General features: G+C 45.5%; 20 protein-coding genes. 15 read left to right on the top strand and 5 right to left on the bottom strand.

Translation table 11 applies throughout. From position 1 onward, the window contains the following. Positions 1 to 13: 13 nt before the first annotated feature. Positions 14 to 1,228 (top strand): argininosuccinate synthase, encoded by a 1,215-nt coding sequence (locus tag AS034_RS07005; protein WP_058297959.1) that lies wholly within the window; start codon positions 14 to 16, stop codon positions 1,226 to 1,228. Continuing rightward, the gene (gene argH, locus AS034_RS07000) at positions 1,225 to 2,619 is read left to right on the top strand and encodes an argininosuccinate lyase (protein WP_032087348.1); all 1,395 of its coding nucleotides are present in this window, start codon (positions 1,225 to 1,227) and stop codon (positions 2,617 to 2,619) included. Before AS034_RS07005 ends, argH begins: the two co-directional genes overlap by 4 nt. A gap of 35 nt (positions 2,620 to 2,654) precedes the next feature. Here the strand turns inward: argH and AS034_RS06995 are convergent, their stop codons facing one another. Further along, positions 2,655 to 3,107 carry a universal stress protein gene (locus tag AS034_RS06995; RefSeq protein WP_032087349.1) on the bottom strand — a complete coding sequence of 151 codons (453 nt, stop codon included), beginning with the start codon at positions 3,105 to 3,107 and terminating at the stop codon, positions 2,655 to 2,657. A 106-nt stretch (positions 3,108 to 3,213) separates the two neighbouring features. On the opposite strand from AS034_RS06995, the gene AS034_RS22945 reads away from it, so the two are divergent. Further along, positions 3,214 to 3,369, top strand: coding sequence for a hypothetical protein (locus tag AS034_RS22945; protein ID WP_169792803.1), 156 nt, complete (start codon positions 3,214 to 3,216; stop codon positions 3,367 to 3,369). Positions 3,370 to 3,413: 44 nt separating this feature from the next. Here AS034_RS22945 and AS034_RS06990 read toward each other — a convergent pair whose 3' ends face one another. Further along, the gene (locus tag AS034_RS06990) at positions 3,414 to 4,757 is read right to left on the bottom strand and encodes a purine-cytosine permease family protein (protein ID WP_074439958.1); all 1,344 of its coding nucleotides are present in this window, start codon (positions 4,755 to 4,757) and stop codon (positions 3,414 to 3,416) included. 463 nt (positions 4,758 to 5,220) lie between these two features. Between AS034_RS06990 and ald the strand changes: the two genes are divergently transcribed. From ald to AS034_RS06970, 4 genes are all read left to right on the top strand, one after another. Next, the gene (gene ald / locus AS034_RS06985; protein ID WP_032087351.1) at positions 5,221 to 6,339 is read left to right on the top strand and encodes an alanine dehydrogenase; all 1,119 of its coding nucleotides are present in this window, start codon (positions 5,221 to 5,223) and stop codon (positions 6,337 to 6,339) included. Positions 6,340 to 6,903: 564 nt separating this feature from the next. Next, positions 6,904 to 7,584: a metal-dependent hydrolase gene (locus AS034_RS06980; protein WP_032087352.1), complete on the top strand. Its 681-nt coding sequence runs from the start codon at positions 6,904 to 6,906 to the stop codon at positions 7,582 to 7,584. A 116-nt stretch (positions 7,585 to 7,700) separates the two neighbouring features. After that, positions 7,701 to 7,952, top strand: a complete 252-nt coding sequence (locus tag AS034_RS06975; RefSeq protein WP_052011494.1) for a hypothetical protein — start codon at positions 7,701 to 7,703, stop codon at positions 7,950 to 7,952. A 108-nt stretch (positions 7,953 to 8,060) separates the two neighbouring features. After that, a complete protein-coding gene (locus tag AS034_RS06970; RefSeq protein WP_032087354.1) occupies positions 8,061 to 9,377 on the top strand; it encodes a CBS domain-containing protein in 1,317 nt (438 codons plus the stop codon). A gap of 47 nt (positions 9,378 to 9,424) precedes the next feature. On the opposite strand, the gene AS034_RS06965 is transcribed toward AS034_RS06970, so the two are convergent. Then, positions 9,425 to 9,730 (bottom strand): YtpI family protein, encoded by a 306-nt coding sequence (locus AS034_RS06965; RefSeq protein ID WP_032087355.1) that lies wholly within the window; start codon positions 9,728 to 9,730, stop codon positions 9,425 to 9,427. 93 nt (positions 9,731 to 9,823) lie between these two features. Between AS034_RS06965 and AS034_RS06960 the strand changes: the two genes are divergently transcribed. Then, the gene (locus AS034_RS06960; protein ID WP_032087356.1) at positions 9,824 to 10,762 is read left to right on the top strand and encodes a DHH family phosphoesterase; all 939 of its coding nucleotides are present in this window, start codon (positions 9,824 to 9,826) and stop codon (positions 10,760 to 10,762) included. Positions 10,763 to 11,114: 352 nt separating this feature from the next. On the opposite strand, the gene ytrI is transcribed toward AS034_RS06960, so the two are convergent. Together ytrI and ytrH are read right to left on the bottom strand one after the other, a co-directional pair. Then, positions 11,115 to 11,618, bottom strand: coding sequence for a sporulation membrane protein YtrI (gene ytrI / locus AS034_RS06955; RefSeq protein ID WP_058297957.1), 504 nt, complete (start codon positions 11,616 to 11,618; stop codon positions 11,115 to 11,117). Next, entirely contained in the window at positions 11,615 to 11,950 is a 336-nt protein-coding gene (gene ytrH / locus AS034_RS06950; RefSeq protein ID WP_058297956.1) for a sporulation membrane protein YtrH, read from the bottom strand. Before ytrH ends, ytrI begins: the two co-directional genes overlap by 4 nt. 143 nt (positions 11,951 to 12,093) lie before the next feature. Between ytrH and dnaE the strand changes: the two genes are divergently transcribed. The 7 genes from dnaE to pyk all read left to right on the top strand — a co-directional run bounded on the left by dnaE (position 12,094) and on the right by pyk (position 22,544). Continuing rightward, positions 12,094 to 15,447 (top strand): DNA polymerase III subunit alpha, encoded by a 3,354-nt coding sequence (gene dnaE / locus AS034_RS06945; RefSeq protein WP_058297955.1) that lies wholly within the window; start codon positions 12,094 to 12,096, stop codon positions 15,445 to 15,447. Positions 15,448 to 15,595: 148 nt separating this feature from the next. Further along, complete coding sequence (gene ystJ, locus AS034_RS06940; RefSeq protein ID WP_032087360.1) at positions 15,596 to 16,834, top strand: NADP-dependent malic enzyme; 1,239 nt, start codon at positions 15,596 to 15,598, stop codon at positions 16,832 to 16,834. Further along, positions 16,834 to 17,499, top strand: a complete 666-nt coding sequence (locus AS034_RS06935; RefSeq protein ID WP_052011495.1) for a FadR/GntR family transcriptional regulator — start codon at positions 16,834 to 16,836, stop codon at positions 17,497 to 17,499. Before ystJ ends, AS034_RS06935 begins: the two co-directional genes overlap by 1 nt. A gap of 125 nt (positions 17,500 to 17,624) precedes the next feature. After that, the gene (accD, locus tag AS034_RS06930) at positions 17,625 to 18,503 is read left to right on the top strand and encodes an acetyl-CoA carboxylase, carboxyltransferase subunit beta (protein WP_032087361.1); all 879 of its coding nucleotides are present in this window, start codon (positions 17,625 to 17,627) and stop codon (positions 18,501 to 18,503) included. After that, a complete protein-coding gene (gene accA / locus AS034_RS06925; protein WP_058297954.1) occupies positions 18,497 to 19,477 on the top strand; it encodes an acetyl-CoA carboxylase carboxyl transferase subunit alpha in 981 nt (326 codons plus the stop codon). Before accD ends, accA begins: the two co-directional genes overlap by 7 nt. 316 nt (positions 19,478 to 19,793) lie before the next feature. Beyond that, complete coding sequence (gene pfkA / locus AS034_RS06920) at positions 19,794 to 20,753, top strand: 6-phosphofructokinase (RefSeq protein ID WP_032087363.1); 960 nt, start codon at positions 19,794 to 19,796, stop codon at positions 20,751 to 20,753. Positions 20,754 to 20,783: 30 nt separating this feature from the next. Beyond that, positions 20,784 to 22,544 (top strand): pyruvate kinase, encoded by a 1,761-nt coding sequence (gene pyk / locus AS034_RS06915; protein ID WP_058297953.1) that lies wholly within the window; start codon positions 20,784 to 20,786, stop codon positions 22,542 to 22,544. The last annotated feature ends 123 nt before the right edge of the window (positions 22,545 to 22,667 follow it).

Genomic DNA, 22,667 nt, shown 5'->3' with positions numbered 1-22,667 from the left:
GGAGGGAATACGATTGAACAAAAAAGTGGTTTTAGCTTATTCAGGTGGTTTGGATACGTCAGTGGCAGTGCAATGGCTGAAGGAAAAAGGATACGAAGTCATCGCCTGCTGTCTGGATGTCGGTGAAGGGAAAGACCTTGATTTTGTAAAAGAAAAGGCGCTGACGGTCGGTGCATCGAAAAGTTATGTGATCGATGCGAAGGAAGAATTTGCGAAGGATTATGCGCTGACTGCGCTGCAAAGCCATGCGTTATATGAAGGAAAATATCCGCTCGTTTCAGCGCTTTCAAGACCTTTGATTGCAAGTAAACTTGTCGAAGTGGCTGAAAAAGAGGGTGCTTCTGCCGTCGCACACGGATGTACGGGAAAAGGGAATGACCAGGTGCGATTTGAAGTTTCCATTGGGGCTTTGAATCCGGAGCTTGAGGTGATCGCTCCTGTCCGTGAATGGAAATGGTCACGCGAAGAAGAAATCGAATATGCCAAAGATAAAGGGATTCCAATTCCGATCAATCTCGACTCTCCTTACTCCATCGATCAGAACTTGTGGGGAAGAAGCAATGAATGCGGTGTCTTAGAAAATCCTTGGACGGCTCCACCGGAAGATGCTTATGATCTTACCAGCAGCATCGAAGAAGCACCGGATACAGCAGATGTGGTGGAAATTACATTTAAACAGGGTGTACCGGTTGAATTGAATGGACAGGAGAAACCGCTGGATCAATTGATTTCTGAGTTGAATCTTATTGCAGGTAAACACGGGGTAGGGCGCATCGACCACGTGGAGAACCGTTTGATCGGAATCAAATCGCGTGAAGTGTATGAATGCCCGGGCGCTGTCACTCTCCTGAAGGCACATAAGGAACTTGAAGATTTAACGCTTGTGAAGGAACTCGCACATTTTAAGCCGGTCATCGAAAAGAAAATGACTGAGTTGATATATGAAGGCCTCTGGTTCTCACCGTTAAACCAGGCATTAAAATCATTCCTTGATCAGACTCAAGTGTATGTCAATGGAGTGGTACGTGTGAAACTTTTCAAGGGTCATGCCATCGTGGAGGGAAGAAAATCCCCGAACTCACTGTATGATGAAAATCTGGCTACGTATACAAAAGCGGATGAATTCGATCATGATGCTGCGGTTGGTTTCATCAAGCTTTGGGGACTGCCGACAAAGGTTTCCTCTGCCATCAACAGCTCTGAGAAAAAGGAGAAAGTGACTCTATGAGTAAGCTGTGGGGCGGACGATTCACAAAAAAACCGGAAGAGTGGGTGGATGAATTCAATGCATCCATTTCATTCGACCAGCAATTGGTCTTTGAGGATATAGAAGGCAGTATCGCCCATGTGACCATGCTGAAAAAATGCAGCATCCTGTCTGTGAAAGAAGCAGATCAAATCCTTCAGGGGCTTCACACGCTGTATGACAAGGCATTGAAACAGGAATTGGATTTTTCAGTGGAGTATGAGGATATCCACTTGAACCTTGAAAAACTATTAATTGATGAAATCGGCGAAGTCGGGGGTAAACTGCATACTGGGAGAAGCAGGAATGATCAGATTGCCACCGATATGCATTTATTTTTAAAGCGCAGGGTGCAGGAAATCATTGAACTGATCGATGAACTGCAGGAAGGGATCATCCTTCAATCCGAAAAAAACGTGGAAACGATCATACCCGGTTATACGCATCTCCAGCGCGCACAGCCGATTTCGTTCGCCCATCATTTAATGTGTTATTTCTGGATGCTTCAGCGTGATAAAGAGCGATTGGAAGATTCACTTAAGAGAATTGATCTTTCACCGCTTGGTGCCGGTGCGCTCGCCGGTACGACATTTCCGATCGACCGGGCATATTCGGCTGAACTGCTCGGTTTCGGTTCATATTATGAAAACAGTCTTGATGCAGTCAGCGACCGCGATTTCATCGTTGAATTCTTGAGCAATGGATCGATATTGATGACGCATCTCTCCCGGCTGGCTGAAGAGTTCATCCTCTGGTCAACCGAAGAATTCCAATTCATTGAACTGGATGACAGCTTTACAACGGGAAGCAGCATCATGCCCCAGAAAAAGAATCCGGACATGGCTGAATTGGTCAGGGGGAAGACGGGAAGAGTCAACGGCAACCTCATTTCCTTACTGACAGTCCTAAAAGGGCTGCCACTTGCCTATAACAAAGACATGCAGGAAGACAAAGAAGGGATGTTCGATACGGTCAAAACCGTGGTCGGTTCATTGAAGATCTTCAATGGGATGGTCCGTACGATGACAGTCAAACAGAAGAGAATGAAAGAAGCTGTGTCGAATGACTTTTCAAATGCGACTGAACTCGCTGATTACCTGGCAGCCAAAGGCGTCCCTTTCAGACAGGCTCATGAAATCGTCGGCAAGCTTGTCCTCCATTGCATCGGGGAAGGATATTATTTGAAAGATGTCCCGCTCGAAGAGTACCAGCAGCACTCACCTCTCATCGAGGAAGATATCTACTCCATCCTGGAACCTTATGCTGCGGTTGAGAGACGGAATTCTTACGGCGGCACAGGATTCCAACAGGTGAAAACCCAAATTGATAAAGGGAAATCGCTTTTAAAATCAAAAGAAGCGGCAACTAAATAATAAATAAAGAGAGGCGGAAATCCGCCTCTCTTTATTTACTCTTCTTTTTCTTCTGTCCGTACAACAAGGACATCGCAATGAGCAGCCCGGGTGATATGCTCTGAGACGCTTCCAATCAGAAAACGTTCCACTGCATTCAATCCGGTGGCACCGCATATGATCAGGTCTGCTTCAATGTTCTTGTTCGCTTCTCTGGGGATGATCACTTTAGGAGAACCATATTCAACATACGTATTTACCTTTGTAACGCCTTTGCCGGCTGCTTCTTTTTTATATTCCTCGAGAAGCTCCTCGGCATAACGGATCGCCCGCTCACCGACAGTACGGTCATATGACTCGATTGCGGCAAATGAACGCGTATCGATCACGTGAATCATGGAAAGTGTTGCATCATTACGCTTTGCGATGGCAATCGCCTTCTGGAAAGCCCATTCAGCTTCTTTGGATCCATCGACGGCTACTAATATGTTCTGATACTTCAAACTCATTGTTATCCCCTCCTTATCTTTATCATACTATATTTTTCCACTTATAGCCCGTGACGGAAAATCGAACAATATAGAAGAAAATATCTGATCAACAGGGGGAATTACGATGAAGAAGAAAGATCCTAAAGAACAGTTTACGTACGAAGATCAGGGAAGCATGGAAGTAAGCCAGCAAATCATGAATTCGTACACGAGCGGTGTCATCGATACGGAAAACGGATACTACAATACCTATGAAGATCATGGGGAACAAGAGCAATAAGCGTTTAAAAATGGCTGGTTCACGTTTGTGGACCAGCCATTTTTCTATCCAAGTTTCTTTTCAAAAAGGGGTGAATTCCTCTTGAATAACGACATGCGTTTCGCTGCCGCATAAAGGGCGGATGTAAGGATAAAGGAAAGGAAACCGGGTGAATAGGTTTCCGGTATCAAAATATAAGATAACATTCCGATGAGAAGCACCCATAAAGCTTCTTTGTTATAGGTTGATGTTCCGTTAAGGAGCCCGAAAAGAGATTTTTCGGTTAATGTTCCTTTTTTCACGAGCAGATAATCAGAAACCACAATCGCCGAAATGGGAATGACCAATATGCCAAGGAGTGATATGTAGCCTTGTGCATGTGAAACGAGCGACGGGATGCAGCTTAATAGAATGCCTGCTGCCCCGAAAACAGCAGCACTTTGAATCCTTGACAGCGCCGGAAGGGCATTAAGGAGGCTGTAGCCCCCGGTATAGGCATTGCTGAGGTTGATCGAGATCATTGAAACCATTGCACACAGGATGATAATCACTAACAGTATGAGTGACGAGGTGAGTTCACTTGCCGCGACAAATGGATTCAAATCATTGAACAGGCTCGCACTCAATCCGCCAAGCAAAGCAGTCATCATGAAACCGGCCACATTTCCGCCGTACAATCCCCAAAAACCGTGGGCACTGCTTTTACTGTAGCGTGTAATATCAGAAGAAGCACTGACACCTGATACATATTGAACAAATACAATGCTCGAATAAAAAAAGAATGTACCTGCCCCAGCATCTTTGGTGCCTGTTGTTAATGGAGTCATATCGCCGGCAGCAAGACCTTCTTTGATAAATAGATAAAGTATGACAAGCTGACCGATTACCAGGACCGGAATGAAGTATTTGACCGCTTTTTTAACCGCATGGAACCCGACCAGTGCAAGAAGAGTCATGATGAGCGCCAGCCCTGCGGCAATCGGGATGAATGGCAGTGACATACCTGTAAGCTTTTCCACGCTGGACAAAAGGACATATGTTCCGCCGATGGTTTGAACACTGAACCAGTAAAGAGATGTCAGTGACCGGATGGGAGAAGCGATCCTCATGGAAAGTTTCGTACCGATCAAGGTTCTCAGCACATATTGAGCGGGCAGCCCGTGTCTTGATCCGGGCTGCGAAAGAAGTGAAACAAACAGAAACGCTGCAAGCGCGCCCAATACGGTACAGGTGAATGCAGCGGCGAAGGACAATCCGCCCTCAGTAACCGCCAGTGCAGGAACAAGAAAGTTTCCCGCATTGACCGAAAACGCAAGCTGAATGATGAAATATTCCTTCCACGTTGTTGTCTTCTGTTCTGCCGGAACCGGCTCCAGACCAAGCCTTTCAATCACAGGTTGTTTTACCATAGAAGTCTCCTTTGTATGTATTTTGCTTTTTAACATATTATAAAGCTGAACTTAATTATAAGCTTGTTGGTATGATTGACTGTTCCAGCGTTATGTTGCAGTGGGAGAAGAATCCTTCTATCAAAAAGCGGAAGGGCTTTGCCCAGAGTCTTATGAGATGTGTCTCTTAACCTTGCAGCTGGACATGTAAGAATTGTCACCAACCGCCAGCGGAAAGCCAAGTCTTCCACTGATGACATAAGCGGTAATTAACAACGTTATATATTTTAAAGAATTTTTGCAAAAAAGAGAAGAAATAAACATTTATAATTTTGATTTAAAATAGAGAAATATTATAATTTATTTGTTAAAATGTAAGTGCTTACAGAGAAGCGAAATTCTCTTAGCTATTATATAAGGAAAATGTTATATTTATGAAGTGATGCTCAATAAGAGCAATTGTGGATTAAGGAGGTAGGCATATATGCGTATTGGTGTGCCAATGGAAATCAAGAATAATGAAAACCGTGTAGCGATGACTCCTGCCGGTGTTGTGAACCTTGTTCAATTCGGACATGAGGTGTTTATCGAATCCGGAGCAGGGATGGGTTCAGGCTTTACAGATGAAGATTACACTGCTGCAGGCGGACAAATCGTAAGCACTGCATCGGAAGCATGGTCGATGGATATGGTCATGAAGGTAAAGGAGCCGCTTCCAAGCGAATATTCTTATTTCCGTGAAGGGCTGATTTTATTTACATATTTACATCTTGCACCGGAACCTGAACTTACAAAGGCACTAATCGACAATAAAGTCGTAGCGATTGCTTACGAAACAGTCGAAGTGAACCGCTCGCTTCCGCTTCTGACTCCTATGAGTGAAGTGGCTGGACGCATGGCGACTCAGATCGGTGCCCAGTTCCTTGAGAAGATCCATGGCGGAAAAGGGGTTCTTCTATCTGGAGTGCCAGGTGTGCGCCGCAGTAAGGTAACGATCATCGGCGGAGGGGTTGCCGGAACGAATGCTGCTAAAATGGCTGTCGGACTTGGAGCTAACGTCACCATCCTTGATTTGAATCCCGACCGTCTGCGCCAGCTCGATGATATCTTCGGAAGCGATGTTACTACGCTGATGTCCAACCCATTAAATATCGAACAAGCTGTAAAAGAAGCAGATCTTGTTATCGGTGCCGTCCTGATCCCGGGAGCGAAAGCACCTAAACTGGTAACAGAAGACATGATCAAGTCAATGACTCCTGGATCAGTCGTGGTCGATATCGCAATCGATCAAGGCGGTATCTTTGAAACGACAGACAGGATCACGACTCATGATGATCCTACTTACGAAAAACATGGTGTAGTCCACTATGCCGTTGCAAATATGCCAGGAGCTGTACCGCGTACATCCACGATTGCATTGACAAACGTGACGGTTCCTTATGCGATCCAAATCGCATCAAAAGGTTACAAGCAAGCATGCCTGGACAATGAAGCCCTGCTTAAAGGGGTCAACACACTGAATGGTTATGTAACCTATCAAGCCGTTGCTGAAGCACACGGACTTGACTACTCAAACACAAGAACACAACTTGAACAACTCTAATACACCAAAGCCGGCCGCAGACAATATTTCTGGGCCGGTTTTTGTATTCTGAATTGGTTTTTGTTCTTTTTTACAGTAGACCATTCTTTTCCGCTCCAATACACTCTGGTTTATAAAAATAGAACATCATTAAGTTTACGGATGAAAAACTACAGCTTGTATACCCACCATTTAATAAACTTGGTAATTATAGATCATAACTAATTTATATATTTAAATCGTTCTAACAGGTGATTGGAGTGCAAGACGAAGACTCCTCCGTGAGAAGTGGCCAATGTGAGACTTGTCCAGCTGCGGGGCTTAGAGGCACATGTCATAAGTCAAATCGACCAAGAAGGCCTTCGAAGTCAATACGTCTTATGTCACCCGCCTCTTCAAAGCCCCTCCGCTTTTCTTCCAGGCTTGCCGAGGAGCTCAACTTCATCCCCGGGGAATCTTGTGCCTGCAGCGTAAGGGAACGGTCTAAGTTATTCAAATAACAACCAGTTTAGTAATTCAACTTTTAAAACCATAAAAATCCGGGTATATCAATCTATATACAATAAAGTCTCAGGAGGAGTTAGAATGAAAGTATCTTATCATGGACATTCAGTAGTGAAAATCGAAACAAATGGCAAAACGATCCTGATCGATCCATTCATCAATGGAAATGAACTGACGGATCTCAAAGCAGAAGATGAACAACCGGACGTGATCATCCTGACACACGGCCATAATGACCACGTGGGAGATACGGTTGAACTTGCAAAGAAAAATGACTCTCTCGTGATAGCCAATCACGAACTCGCGACTTACCTCAGTTGGCAGCTGGTCAAAACGCATCCGATGCACGTCGGGGGCGCATATGAGTTTGATTTTGGAAAAGTGAAGTTCACCCAGGCGTTCCACGGTTCAGGGCTCATTACAGACGGAAATGAAATCATCTATATGGGCATGCCGGCCGGCCTTCTGTTGTTCATTGAAGGAAAAACAATCTATCATGCAGGTGATACCGGTTTATTCTCAGATATGAAACTGATTGGGGAGAGGCATCCGATTGACCTGGCATTCCTGCCGATCGGGGATAATTTCACAATGGGGCCGGAGGATGCGGCTGAGGCTGCACGTTTCCTGAAGCCGAAAAAGGTCGTCCCTGTTCATTACAATACCTTCCCGCCAATCAAACAGGACCCTCATAAGTTCGTCGAAATGCTGGATGGCTGTGAGGGACAAGTGATGTCTGCCGGGGACGTAATCGAATACTGATGAATAAGAGAGTGATGTATAGAGGCTGATCCGTCCTGTGCATCGCTCTCTTTTTTAATTTTTAACAATATCCCGTCCTGCTCCTGCATATAAATGAAACAAGCATAGAGAGGAGGATGACTGTGAAAAAACAACGATATATACTTTGCCTGCTGCTGACGGGTGCGCTGTTGTATTATGCAGCTCCGCGATTATCCATCGAAGCCGGCGGACTCGAGGGGATCTTCGCCATCGGGTGGCTCGTACTCGCAACTTTTGTAATAGCCGGTAATCTCGCTGCCCTGCTTTTCAGCCCTGCCAAAGCTTCAAAAAGGGGAAAAGGGAAGATATCGGATTCCCGAAAAAGGAGACTGCGTTCCTTCGGGTAAGCATGACGCATTAACTAAAATGCCGTTAAACCCTTGATAAAATTGAAACCCCAAGCTTTTCACATTATAATGAAACTAAGCAGGACGTAAAAAAGAAGGGTGAAAAGCTTGGCAACCAAACATGAACAAATTCTCGAATACATAGATTCCCTCCCCGTCGGAGAGAAAATATCCGTCCGCCAGATTGCAAAGGCACTGAGTGTCAGTGAAGGAACAGCTTACAGAGCGATCAAGGATGCTGAAATAAAAGGCTATGTCAGTACGATCGAACGTGTCGGAACAATCAGGATCGAACAGAAGAAGAAAGAAAACATCGAAAAACTGACCTATGCCGAAGTCGTGAACATCATTGATGGGCAGGTTCTTGGGGGAAGGACAGGCCTTCATAAGATGCTCAATAAATTCGTCATCGGTGCGATGAAGCTTGAGGCGATGATGCGTTATACCGAAGCTGGAAACCTGCTGATTGTCGGAAACCGGACAAGGGCGCATGAACAGGCGTTGAGAGCCGGGGCAGCCGTCCTGATCACGGGCGGCTTTGACGCTGAAGATGATGTGAAAAAGCTTGCCGATGAGCTAGAACTCCCGATCATATCCACGTCCTATGATACGTTTACAGTTGCGGCCATGATCAACCGGGCAATCTATGATCAGCTGATCAAAAAAGAAGTTGTCCTCGTGGAAGATATTTTGACCAAAGTGGACAATACCGCATATTTACATATTAATGATACACTTGAAGATTGGTATGAAAAAAATCAATATACGTTCCACAGCAGGTTCCCGGTCGTCGATCAAAACCTGAAAGTGCATGGGATGGTGACGTCCAAGGATGTCATGGGGCAGGAAAAACATATCGGGCTCGATAAGATCATGACCAGGCACCCGATTACGGTCAGCAAGAAGACAAGCGTTGCGTCCGCCGCCCACATGATGATTTGGGAAGGCATCGAGGTCCTGCCGGTTGTAAATGAACAGAACAGACTGCAGGGAATCATATCGCGCCAGGACGTCCTGAAGGCGCTGCAAATGATCCAAAGGCAGCCGCAGGTGGGGGAAACGATCGATGACCTGATCAGCAACGGAGTCGAAGCAGGGGAGAAAAAAGGGGACAAGGAAATTTACCACTTTGCCGTCACCCCGCAAATGACGACGGGGCTCGGGACCATGTCATACGGCGTCTTTACGACCCTTATGACAGAAGCTGCAAACCGGGTGTTGAAGCCTTATAAAAAAGGAGATCTTGTTGTAGAGAACATGACCATCTACTTTATCAAGCCGGTCCAGATGGAAAGTATGCTTGAGATCCATCCGAAGGTGCTTGATGTGGGGCGGAAGTTCGGTAAGGTGGATGTTGAAGTATACAGCGAAGGAGTCCTGGTAGGTAAATCGCTCATGATCTGTCAGCTGATTGACCGGCATTAAGACAAACGAAAAGACCGGGATACCCATCCCGGTCTTGCCGACTAAAATCAATTTCCGTTCAGTTCCTTTGCTTCCCGCTCTGCATACGGGAGTACGTGTCTGTAATATTTATATCCTGCCCAGATGCTTCCAAGTCCGATCAGGATGAACAGGGCCCCAACGATATACGTGACCGTACCAGGGAATAAGACAAGCTGATTGACCCCGAATAAAGTAACGAACAAGCCAAGAGCCATGCTTGCTTTTGCAGACAGCCATTTCTTCTCCATCGGCCGGTTGCTTCTGACTTGCTTAATTTTATAGAAAATATAAAAAGCAAATGCTAATGTAATGAAAAAAGCGAGAAAATACATAATTCTTATCCTCCAGTGCTGGCTTTCTCGCTACTATTTTACAGGTAAGAATACAGATTGCCAAATGAAAATTTCGTGAAAAAGGAGATCCTTATGAAAGAACAGATCCTTGATTTAATCAAAGAATATGAAACCATCATCATCCACAGGCATGTACGTCCCGATCCCGATGCCTACGGTTCTCAGGGAGGCCTTGCCGAAATGTTGAAAGCTTCCTTCCCTGATAAAAATATATATGCTGTCGGGCTGGAAGAAGAAACCCTGCATTATCTGAACCGCCTTGATCCGATTGAAGATGAAGTCTTCGAAGGTGCGCTCATCATTGTCTGTGACACTGCCAATGAAGAACGGATCTGTGACAGCCGCTACAAGCTGGGGGAAAAGCTGGTGAAAATCGATCATCATCCAAACGAAGATGCCTATGGCGATCATTTATGGATCGACACGTCTGCCAGTTCCGTCAGTGAAATGATTTATGAATTCTATCAATTCGGAAAGGATAAAGGGCTTGTACTTCCTGATCATGCCGCGCGCCTTCTGTTTGCCGGCATCGTAGGCGATACGGGAAGATTCCTTTACCCGAGCACGACCCAGAAAACGTTCGATATCGCGGGAGAACTGATCCGGTTTGATTTTGACAGGAACGACCTGTTCAATAAGATGTATGAAGTTGATTCGAATGTCTTGAAGCTGCAAGGCTTTGTGCTTCAGAATTTTGAAATGGATGAAGACGGCTGTGCCCAGATGGTCATGTCCAAGGACATTCTCGAGCAGCATGATGTCGTTCCTTCAGAGGCATCCTTATTGGTGAGCTCATTAGGGAATGTGAAGGGGATCAAAGCATGGGTCTTCTTTATCGAAGAGGATGATCAGATCCGTGTGCGCCTCCGTTCAAAGGGTCCTGTCATCAACACCATTGCAAAGAAATACAACGGCGGAGGGCATCCGCTCGCAGCAGGCGCTTCCATCTATTCATGGGAAGAGAAAGAAGATGTACTGCGGGATTTACGTGAGGCTTGCCGGGGTCATTAAAGATTTAAGGCATATTCGCATTAAAAGCTCCCTATTTCCGGGAGCTTTTTTGAATTTTTGATGTTATAAAAAATGTGGCGGGAGCAATCTTCTTGTGTGATCGATTTTAATATAGATATAGGTAATAAACCTTGATCATCGAATTCTCATTATGTGCGTAGAACTAAGTATATGGGCGGAATATCGGATATAAGGGAGAAATCCCGATTATAAGGGTGAAATTCCGGGTTTAAGGGCGAAATCTCAGATATAAGGGCGAAATCCCAATTAATCGACACTATTCGCTAAAGTCCGCGCGCCGCCAAGACCCCCCTTAAGCCTAACGCTCCCGAAATAGAATCCCACAGCTTTTCTATTCCTCATACTTAAGCTCCAATGTGATCTGCGTGGTTGTCCAGAAATAAATCTCACGCACTTTAAAGGTGAACGACTTGTCATTTAACTCCACGGTTTTATTTTCGATGATCTTCTTGATCAGATCACGGGTTCCATAAGCCGTTTCAAGGTCCTTATTGATCAGGCTGCGCAGATCCCCGCTTAGCCTGTCCTCGGTTTCATGGATGCTGAGGAGCTCGACTTTTGTTTTGGTCGGATTGATGAGCTTAATTTTCACTTCCTGGATGGTCAGCTGATCTTCATTTTTTTTATTTAGCTGCTTATACTCTTCCTGCAGATAGGAGAGGGTATTTTTATATTTGCTGATCTCATTTCTCTGCTCTTCGATCAATTTGGTCTGATTCTCATGCATGGTCCCGAACATGTAAATGAAGATCATCCAGCTGACGATGCCCCCCACAACCATGCCGGAGAAAAAGCGCTGCCAGGAAGGAAGTTTATAGAATGGGGGGATCCTCATGATGAGATATGCTCCTGAGTCAGCCATGAAATGATCATGGCACCTGTATTCGCTCCTCCCAAGGCTGATAGAATCAACAGAAACTGTTTGAACAGCTCTTTTGTTTCTCCATTCAGAAATCCTTTCTCAAAGCTGTATACCGTGTCGAACGTTCCCCCGATTGCTGCTATGATTGCCCAGATACGCAAAAAATTTGAAAGACGGAACATCTCGATGAACAGGGGCTGCCCCATTGCAAAGGAAGCGAGTCCGCCCATCAGGGATCCCCCCAATATTACACCGAAAGCAATAAAGAAACTCTTGAATAATTCAGGAAAAAAGGCTTCAGCCATTTCATCATCTCCATATGAGCAAATCTTCTCTTACGATAACTATATGGGTTTCATGGACAGGATATGAGGGAGAACATATTTTCTTTTTTTGCTTTTCTTACCTATAATAAAAGTATATTGAAATGAAAAAGGGTGTGCATAATATGTCGTTTGTTCATTTACAGGTAGCAAGCGCTTATAGTTTACTTTCCAGCACAATCTCCATAAATGGACTTGTACATAAAGCGAAGACGCTCGGATATAGATCCCTGGCGTTGACCGATCGAAATATGATGTATGCTGCCATTCCTTTTTATAAGGCATGTGTGAAGGAAGGGATCAAGCCGATCATCGGTTTGACTGCGGATATCGCTGTCAGCGATGAACAGTCGTTCCCGCTTGTGCTGTTGAGCAGGAATAATAGGGGTTATCAGAATCTATTGAAGATATCGAGCGCGATCGGGGCGAAGTCCCCGGAAGGGATCCCTCATAAGTGGCTCAGTTCCTACAGTGATGGCCTGATCGCGATCACTCCCGGTCTGCAGGGGGAAGTTGAAACCCATTTATTGAATGGGGAAGAAGATAAAGCAAAAGAAGCCATACAACTATACAAAAGGATGTTCGGAGAAGGATCTTTTTATATCAGTCTTCAAAAACACGGCTTGAAGGCAGAAGAAACGCTCCATCCCCTGCTGAAAAATATAGCGCGTGAAAACGGTGTGAATATGGTGGCCGCAAACGATGTCCGGTATTTGGACAAGGAAGATCATTTTGCACATGAATGCATGAATGCAATACGCGATGGTGTCAAGCTGTCGGAAGATGAACGGACTGTCCTTGAGACGGAGGAATACTACTTCAAGACAAAAGAGCAAATGACAGAACTTTTTCCGGATGAAGTAGAAGAGCTCCAAAACACGTTGAGGATTGCAGAAGAATGCACCGTCGAAATACCGTTCCATCAGCAGCTCCTCCCAAAATACCCGCTCCCCGAAGGTGTGACAGCCCGGCACGAACTCACCAGGCTTTGTGAAATCGGACTGAGTGAAAAGCTTGAAGAGGTTACGGCCGAGTATCTGGAAAGGCTCGATTATGAACTCGATGTCATCGGGCGGATGGGCTTCAGTGATTATTTCCTCATCGTCTGGGACTTAATGAAATTTGCAAGGGAAAGGGACATCCTCACCGGTCCTGGCAGGGGGTCTGCAGCGGGATCGCTCGTTTCTTATGCACTCAGCATCACCGATGTCGATCCGATCAAGCATCATTTATTATTCGAACGTTTCCTTAATCCTGAACGGGTATCGATGCCCGACATCGATATTGATTTTCCGGACCACCGAAGGGATGAAGTGATCGAGTACGTAGAAGCAAAATACGGATCCCTCCATGTCGCCCAGATCATTACATTCGGTACATTTGCAGCAAAGGCAGCCCTGAGGGATACAGGCAGGGTATTCGGGTTGAATATGAAAGAGCAGGAGCAGCTTTCGAAGCTGATACCGAATCAGCCCGGCATAACGCTGAAGGATGCTTATGAGAAATACAAAGAGCTCCGTGATCTTATCGAAAACCAGGAATTATATAAACGGTTATTCGAAACGGCACTGAAGCTTGAAGGCCTGCCGAGGCACACATCTACACATGCTGCAGGCGTTGTGATCAGCGAAGACCCTTTGGTGCAGTGGATCCCGATTCAAGGGAGTGCATCCGGCATCCATCTGACCCAGTATTCAATGGATATCCTTGAAGAAATCGGCTTATTGAAAATGGATTTCCTCGGCCTCAGGAATCTTAGCATCCTCGAGAGGATCATAAAGAATATAAAGAAGGGAAGGGATAAACGCTTTACTTTGGAACGCATCCCTTCAAATGACAGTAAAACCTTCAAACTCCTCAGTGAAGGGCACACCAACGGAATCTTTCAGCTTGAGTCGGACGGTATGCGCAATGTTTTGACAAGGCTGAAGCCCACTTCCTTCGAGGATATCGTCGCGGTCAACGCCCTGTTCAGGCCGGGCCCGATGGAAAACATCCCGACGTATATCAATCGGAAGCATGGTAAGGAAACGGTGGAATATCCCCATCCGGACTTGAAGCCGATCCTTGAAATGACTTACGGCGTCATCGTTTATCAGGAGCAGATCATGCAAATCGCTTCAAAAATGGCCGGCTTTTCACTAGGCGAAGCCGACCTGTTAAGAAGAGCCGTCTCGAAAAAGAAAAAAGACGTTCTCGATCAGGAAAGGGAGCATTTCGTGAAAGGTTCCATTCAAAAAGGCTATTCAACAGAAGAGGCACATCGCATTTATGACCTTATCGTCCGATTTGCAAATTATGGATTCAACCGTTCCCATGCGGTTGCCTATAGTATGATTGCCTATCAGCTGGCATACTTGAAAGCCCATTATCCTGCTTACTTTTTATCTGCCCTCCTTACCTCCGTCGTCGGCAATGAAACGAAAATCGCTCAGTATGTAAGAGAAGCGAAACAATACGGCATCGATATTCTGCCACCGTCCGTCAACAGCAGCCAATTTGTTTTCTCTGTGGAGAGGAAAGAGGCGATCAGGTACAGTCTCGGCGCAATCAAAGGGATCGGGGCACAGGTACTGAAAGAAATCATCTCTGTAAGAAAAGACAAGCCATTTGATGATTTGTTCGATTTCTGCATGAGGGTTTCCTCGAAAATCATCAACAGGAAGATATTGGAGAACCTTGTGTTGGCAGGTGCCTTTGATGAATTCAATATAGACCGGGCCACCCTCCTCGCAAGCCTTGATGTTGCGATTCAGCATGCAGAGCTCGTCAACCCGGAGGATGATCATGATCTATTTAAAGAAGAAGAAGCATTCCTGCTTAAACCGAAATATGTTGAAGTAGAGGAAATGAACGCAGAAACGAAATTGAATTTCGAAAAACAAGTCCTGGGACTTTATCTTTCAGATCATCCTGTGACTTCGTACCGTCTGCTTCTGGATGATATGGGAGCCGCATTGATTGTAGATGTCCGGCAGGGTGCGAAAGCGTCAATAGGCGGCTTTATCAGCTCGATCAGGTCAATCCGCACGAAAAAGGGCGAGGTCATGGCGTTCCTTGAAATCAGTGATGAAACAGGAGATATGGAAGCAGTCGTATTTCCTGCGGTCTACCGCCAAATTATGACACTCCTGAAAGAAGGGAATGTGTTATGTTTTGATGGAAAAATAGAGGAACGCAACAATAAGCTGCAGCTTATCATCAACAGAGTGCAAACCATCGAAGAGATAAAGGAACGTTCTGAAACACGGGAGAAGAAACTATTCTTGAGAATTCCTGCTGCCGTTGATCAAGATGCCTGCATGAAGGAAATACAGCGCCTCATCGCTCGTTACAAGGGGCATCAATCGGTGATTGTCTATATTGAAAAAGACAAGAAAAGTATAAAACTATCTGATTCTTATAGAATAGATGCGTCCCGGGATGCGATTAGTAAATTAGAAGCAGTTTTAGGAAAACCTAATGTCGTTTTGACATAACATACTTTACTTAAACCGGAATTTATATTATTGTTTAATAGAAAAAAGTGGTCTGACCACTGGGGTTTAATATGAGGCAGAATGACATAACCATTGATGAATTGATTAAACATATGAAAACACGGAACTTGAGAAGGAGTGAATGATTTTGTCATTACGCGAAGAAGCATTGCATATGCATCGAGTGAACAAGGGGAAACTGGAATCGAAATCCAAAGTTGAGGTAAGAAATGCAGAAGACTTAAGTCTTGCCTACTCACCAGGAGTGGCAGAACCATGCAAGGTGATATATGACAAGCCGGAAACGGTCTATGATTATACGATGAAGGGGAATATGGTCGCAGTCGTGTCAGACGGGACGGCTGTGCTTGGGCTTGGGAACATCGGTCCTGAAGCTTCACTTCCTGTAATGGAAGGAAAAGCTGTTCTATTTAAGAGTTTCGCAGGCGTCGACGCATTTCCTATCTGTTTGAATACAACGGATGTGGACAAGATCGTTGAAACGGTCAAGCTGCTTGAACCGACATTCGGCGGAGTGAACTTGGAAGATATCGCTGCTCCGAACTGCTTTGAAATAGAAGAACGCCTTAAAAAAGAAACGAACATCCCGATTTTCCATGACGATCAGCACGGCACTGCCATCGTAACGGTAGCCGGGCTTGTAAACGCGCTGAAAATCGTCGGCAAGAAAATGTCTGAAATCAAAGTCGTGGCCAATGGTGCAGGGGCAGCGGGTATTGCCATCATCAAACTGCTTTACCGCTACGGTGTAAGGGATATCATTATGTGTGATTCTAAAGGGGCGATCTTTGAGGGCCGCTCACAAGGAATGAATGCAATCAAAGATGAAGTGGCAAAATTCACGAATCGTGAACGTCTTGAAGGCGGCCTTGGGGACGTATTAAAAGATGCCGACGTCTTCATCGGTGTCTCTGTCGCCGGTGCATTGACCGAAGAAATGGTCTCATCGATGAAAGAGGATCCGATCATCTTTGCGATGGCGAATCCGGTACCTGAAATCATGCCTGAACTGGCTAAATCTGCGGGTGCTAAAGTGATTGGTACAGGCCGTTCAGATTTTCCAAACCAGGTGAACAATGTACTCGCCTTCCCTGGGATTTTCCGCGGAGCTTTGGATGTACGTGCTACACATATCAACGAAAAAATGAAACAAGCCGCGGTAGAAGCGATTGCTGATTTGATCAGTGAAGACGAATTGAATGCGGATTACGTCATCCCGCGTCCATTTGACAAGCGCGTGGCACCTGCTGTCGCAGCCGCAGTGGCAAAGACGGCAATGGAAACGGGAGTTGCCCGATTAAAGGTCGATCCCGAAGAAATCCGTAAAAAGACAGAAGAATTAGCGGTCATCGGGAAAGGTGAATGATGACGAAAGTGAACTCTCTCCATTCCCAATCGAAAGTATATATTGGAATTGTTCACCAACTCAGAGAAATGATATCAAATGACGGCCTCAAGAAGGGGGATAAAATCCCCTCGGAAAGAGAACTTTCAGAGAGATTGAACGTAGGCCGTTCTTCCGTGAGGGAAGCATTGAGAGCCTTGGAACTTTTAGGGCTGATTGAAACCAGAAGGGGAGAAGGGACATTCCTCCGTGATTTCAGGGACCATCATCTGATCGACCTGCTCGGGATGTTCATCCTCCAGGACCAAAAGGCCAAGGAAGATATCAAATGCACAAAAACGATGATTGAAAAAGAAGCCCTTCGTACAATCTTCTGCCAAAAGCTCGATATATCTGCAATCGAGACCCTTGTAAAAGAAGACAACGGGACTCTTACATGGAGGGAGATCGTGGAGGAACTCATTCTCCTGAGCAACAACTATCTTTCCCATCGAATCTGGAACGTCCTGAATGATTACGAGACTTTCATCATCGGTGAAAAAAAGATAACACCTGAGATAAAAGAAAAGCTTTTGAACCTGCTTCAAGGATTAGAAAACCAGGATAAAGAATTGGTGCAGACTGCTTACAGGCAGATTTCGGAAATCAGCGACTGGGAGCTGACAAATTCCAACATCTTTTTATAAGGCTATCAGTTAAACTGATAGACAGGCAGTCTCCACATTCATCTTGCTCACTGAACTTATATATTTCTATCATCTAAAGAATACGAATACAAAAGGCGATTGTAATTAGTTAAGGAGGTTTCACCTTGCTTAAGGATCTTTTCAATAAATCCAATAAACCCAAAAAGAAAAAATATGCAACGATTCCTTCCGAGGCAGCCAAACAGGATGTTCCTGAAGGAATCATGACCAAATGTCCCGATTGTAAAAAAATCATGTATACGAAGGAATTGCAGAAAAATTTAAAAGTATGCATTCATTGCGGATACCATCACGGCATGAGCTCGATGGAGAGGGTGGACAGCTTCATCGATGAAGGGACATTCGAAGAAATCGATGCAGGCCTTGTCTCGGTGAATCCCCTCGGTTTTCCTGAATACCTTGATAAAGTGGAAAAAGACCGGAAAAAGACAGGGCTGAATGAAGCGGTGCTCACGGGAACAGGGAAAGTAAACGGCATCGATATCGTCGTTGCCGTCATGGATTCCAGGTTCCGGATGGGAAGTATGGGATCCGTGGTCGGTGAGAAGATTACGAGAGCGGTCGAAGAAGCCGACAAACGAAAAGTGCCATTCATCATTTTTACGGCATCAGGCGGGGCACGTATGCAGGAAGGTGTACTTTCCCTTATGCAAATGGCCAAAACAAGCGTCGCCCTTAAACGATTCAGTGATAATGGAGGTCTCTTCATTTCAGTCATGACCCATCCAACAACCGGAGGGGTATCGGCAAGCTTTGCTTCTGTAGGTGATTATAATTTTGCAGAGCCAGGTGCATTGATCGGATTTGCTGGAAGAAGGATCATTGAACAAACCATCCGGGAAGATCTTCCGGAAGATTTCCAGACAGCAGAGTTCCTTCTCAAGCACGGCCAGCTTGATGAAGTCATCTCGAGGATGGAAATGAAGGAGAAGATCGGACTGGTACTAGATATACATCAATGGGACGGTGATCTGCCATGGTAAATGAGATGGAATTTGAAAAGCCTGTAGTTGAATTGAAAAAGAAGATTGCAGAGCTTAAAGAGTTCACTCAGAATTCGGAAGTGGATTTATCAAAGGAAATTGAAAAACTGGAAACGCGGTTGAAGAAGCTCGAAAATGATATCTATGAAAACATGAAGCCGTGGGAAAGGGTCCAGGTTGCACGTCACCCCAACCGCCCGACGACCCTGGATTATATTCGCTGCCTGTTTACAGATTTTATGGAAATGCATGGAGACCGGCTTTACGGTGATGACGATGCGATTGTATCAGGGCTTGCCAAATTCGACGGCGTACCGGTAACTGTAATCGGCCACCAGCGCGGGAAAGACACGAAAGAAAATATCCGCAGAAATTTCGGTATGCCGCACCCTGAAGGCTACCGGAAAGCATTGAGGCTGATGAAGCAGGCTGAAAAGTTCAATCGCCCGATTGTTTGTTTCATCGATACAAAAGGCGCTTATCCAGGTAAAGCAGCCGAAGAACGGGGGCAGAGTGAAGCCATTGCCAGGAATCTGGTTGAAATGGCGGGTCTGACCGTGCCAGTTGTATGCATCGTTATCGGAGAAGGAGGAAGCGGTGGAGCATTGGCCTTGGGTGTGGGAAATCACATTCATATGCTTGAAAACTCCACGTACTCAGTCATTTCTCCGGAAGGAGCTGCAGCCCTGCTATGGAAAGATTCCACTCAGGCAAAGAGAGCTGCGGAATCCATGAAGATCACGGCACCCGACCTTAAAGAGCTCGGAATCATCGATGAGATCATTACCGAAGTGAAGGGCGGGGCACACAAGGATATAGAAGAACAGGCTCACCTCATGAAGGACGTATTGAAACAATCGTTGAAAGAACTCATCCCGATGAGTCATGAAGAATTAATTCAGCATCGCTATGAGAAATTTAAAGCGATCGGTGATTTTTCTGTTTTAAATGATGTTGTTGGGGTAAAATCATAAGGTAACCACTGGACTGACAAATAGGATTCTGCCTTTTGTCAGTCCTTTTATTTGAAGGATGCAGGTGTTTTTGAATTTTTTAACAATTGAAACGCTTTCAGTTAATAGATAATTTCGTCTATTGGTCTTACCGGGGGGAACTTGTTGAGAAGCTTTACTCTTCGTGTTATTTTAGAAATAATCAATGGTCTATTAGTCCATAATAAATGGGTAGAATAGAGAGGATAAAATGCGATTCACTGAAAATATGTGAAACCATTAACAAATTTTCTTTAAACATTTTTACATATAAATATATCTTCATGAGGTGATGAAAGTGAAAAAAATAGGAGTACTGACAAGTGGCGGAGATTCTCCGGGCATGAATGCCGCTGTACGTGCCGTCGTACGTAAAGCTATTTTTCAAGGCGTTGAAGTGTATGGCATCTATCAGGGATACAATGGATTGATCAATGGAAACATCAAGAAGCTGGAACTTGGTTCAGTGGGGGATATCATCCACCGCGGCGGAACGATGCTTTACACCGCCCGCTGTGAGGAATTCAAAACAAAAGAAGGCCAGCAAAAAGGGATTCAGCAGCTTGAAAAACATGGCATCGAAGGCCTTGTCGTAATCGGCGGAGACGGCTCTTATCAAGGAGCCAAAGCGTTGACAGAATGGGGTTATCCATGTGTCGGTGTACCGGGTACGATCGATAATGACATCCCGGGTACGGAATTCACGATCGGTTTTGATACAGCGTTGAACACTGTAATTGATGCGATTGATAAAATCCGTGATACGGCCACTTCCCATGAACGAACATTCATCATTGAAGTGATGGGCCGCAATGCAGGGGATATTGCCCTATGGTCAGGACTTGCAGGCGGAGCAGAGACCGTTATCATTCCAGAAGAAAAGTTTGACATGGATGATATCGTCAGCCGATTGACAAAGGGTCAGGAACGCGGTAAGAAACACAGTGTCATCATCGTTGCTGAAGGCGTCATGTCCGGAAACGAATTTGCGAACCGTTTTACTGAAGCAACAGGAATGGATACCAGGGTTTCTGTGCTTGGACATATTCAGCGCGGGGGAACCCCGACAGCTTCAGACCGTGTACTGGCGAGCCGTCTGGGTGCGCGTGCCGTCGAACTGTTAATGGCTGGAAAAGGCGGAAGAGCAGTTGGAATCGAAAAGAATGAACTCGTCGATTATGATATCATTGAAGCACTAGCCAAGCCTCACAAGATCGACTTGGATATGTACCGCCTATCAAAAGAGCTGTCAATATAATAATCGCTGAACATTCAGGAGGTAAAGATAATGAGAAAAGCAAAAATTGTATGTACCATTGGCCCAGCCAGTGAAAGTATCGAAAAGTTATCTCAACTGATCGATGCCGGGATGAATGTCGCCCGCCTAAACTTCTCCCATGGGGATCATGAGGAGCATGGCCAGCGTATCAAGAACATCCGTGAAGCAGCAGCAAAAGCAGGTAAGACTGTCGGGATCCTGTTAGATACAAAAGGCCCTGAAATCCGTACGAATAATATGGAGAATGATGGATTTGAACTTCAGCAGGGAGCATCCGTGATTGTGTCCATGAAAGAGGTTTTAGGTACGCCTGAGAAATTCTCCGTTACATACGAAGGATTGATCGACGACGTAGATACAGGATCAAAAATCCTTTTGGATGACGGACTCATCGGACTCGAAGTAACTGAAATCGATAAAGCAAATGGAGAAATCCATACAGTCGTTTCAAACAGCGGAATGCTGAAAAATAAAAAAGGTGTGAACGTACCAGGCGTTTCCGTTAACCTGCCTGGGATCACGGATAAAGATGCGAAGGATATCATTTTCGGTATCCAGCAGGATGTTGATTTCATTGCTGCTTCATTCGTACGCCGTGCGTCTGATGTACTGGAAATCCGTCAGTTATTGGAGGAGCATCATGCACCTCATATTCAAATCATCCCTAAGATTGAAAACCAAGAGGGTGTAGACAATATCGATGAAATCCTTGAAGTATCCGACGGCCTGATGGTTGCACGTGGTGATCTTGGAGTGGAAATCCCGGCAGAAGAAGTGCCGCTTGTCCAAAAGCAGCTGATCAAGAAATGCAACTCACAAGGGAAGCCAGTCATCACGGCTACTCAAATGCTTGATTCAATGCAGAGAAACCCAAGACCAACGAGAGCGGAAGCAAGTGACGTGGCAAACGCGATCTTTGACGGAACGGATGCCATCATGCTTTCAGGTGAAACGGCTGCAGGTACTTATCCAGTGGAAGCTGTTCAAACCATGCACAATATTGCTTTTAAAGCGGAAACCGCACTGGACTTCAACGAGATCCTTTCAGCCCGCAGCAAAGAAAGTGATCATAATATGACCGATGCAATCGGACAATCAGTGGCGCACACGGCCATCAACCTGGATGTCAACGCAATCGTGGCACCTACAGAAAGCGGTCATACAGCACGCATGATTTCTAAATACCGCCCGAAAGCCCCGATCGTAGCTGTCACGGGCTCTGAATCTGTTTCAAGAAGATTGGCACTGGTATGGGGAGTATACCCTACTGTCGGACGCAGAGTATCCACGACAGATGAGATGCTTGATATGGCGGTCGAAGAAAGCGTGAATTCCGGCATGACAAAACACGGCGACCTGATTGTCATCACTGCAGGTGTTCCAATTGGTGAAACAGGCACAACCAACCTGATGAAAATCCATGTAGTAGGGGATATCCTCGCCAAAGGACAGGGAATCGGACGTAAATCTGCTTACGGTAAAGCAGTCGTCGCTTTAAACGCCCAGGAAGCAGTGGAAAAGGTCGAACAGGGTTCAGTCCTTGTGACCATCGGAACTGACAAAGAGATGATGCCTGCCCTGGAGAAGTGCTCTGCACTGATCGTCGAGGAAGGCGGCTTGACAAGCCACGCAGCAGTAGTGGGGATCAACCTCGGAATCCCTGTAGTGGTCGGTGTGGATAACGCCACATCCCTGTTCAGAGATGGGCAGGAAGTAACAGTCGATGCAACCCGCGGCGTGATTTATAATGGTCATGCTAGTGTATTATAATCATTAAAATACAGGCTGGAGTCCCTTTAAGGGGCTCCGGTTTTTTTATTTCCTGGCGGTGAAGGGACTTTGATTCCCTTCACCGTCACATACTCAATCACCAACCCGGAGTGGATTTTATCT

This window comes from [Bacillus] enclensis (assembly GCF_001456935.1).
In the GTDB taxonomy this organism is placed as follows: Bacteria; Bacillota; Bacilli; order Bacillales; family Bacillaceae_B; genus Rossellomorea; species Rossellomorea enclensis.
This window is presented reverse-complemented; position numbering and strand designations above follow the sequence as displayed.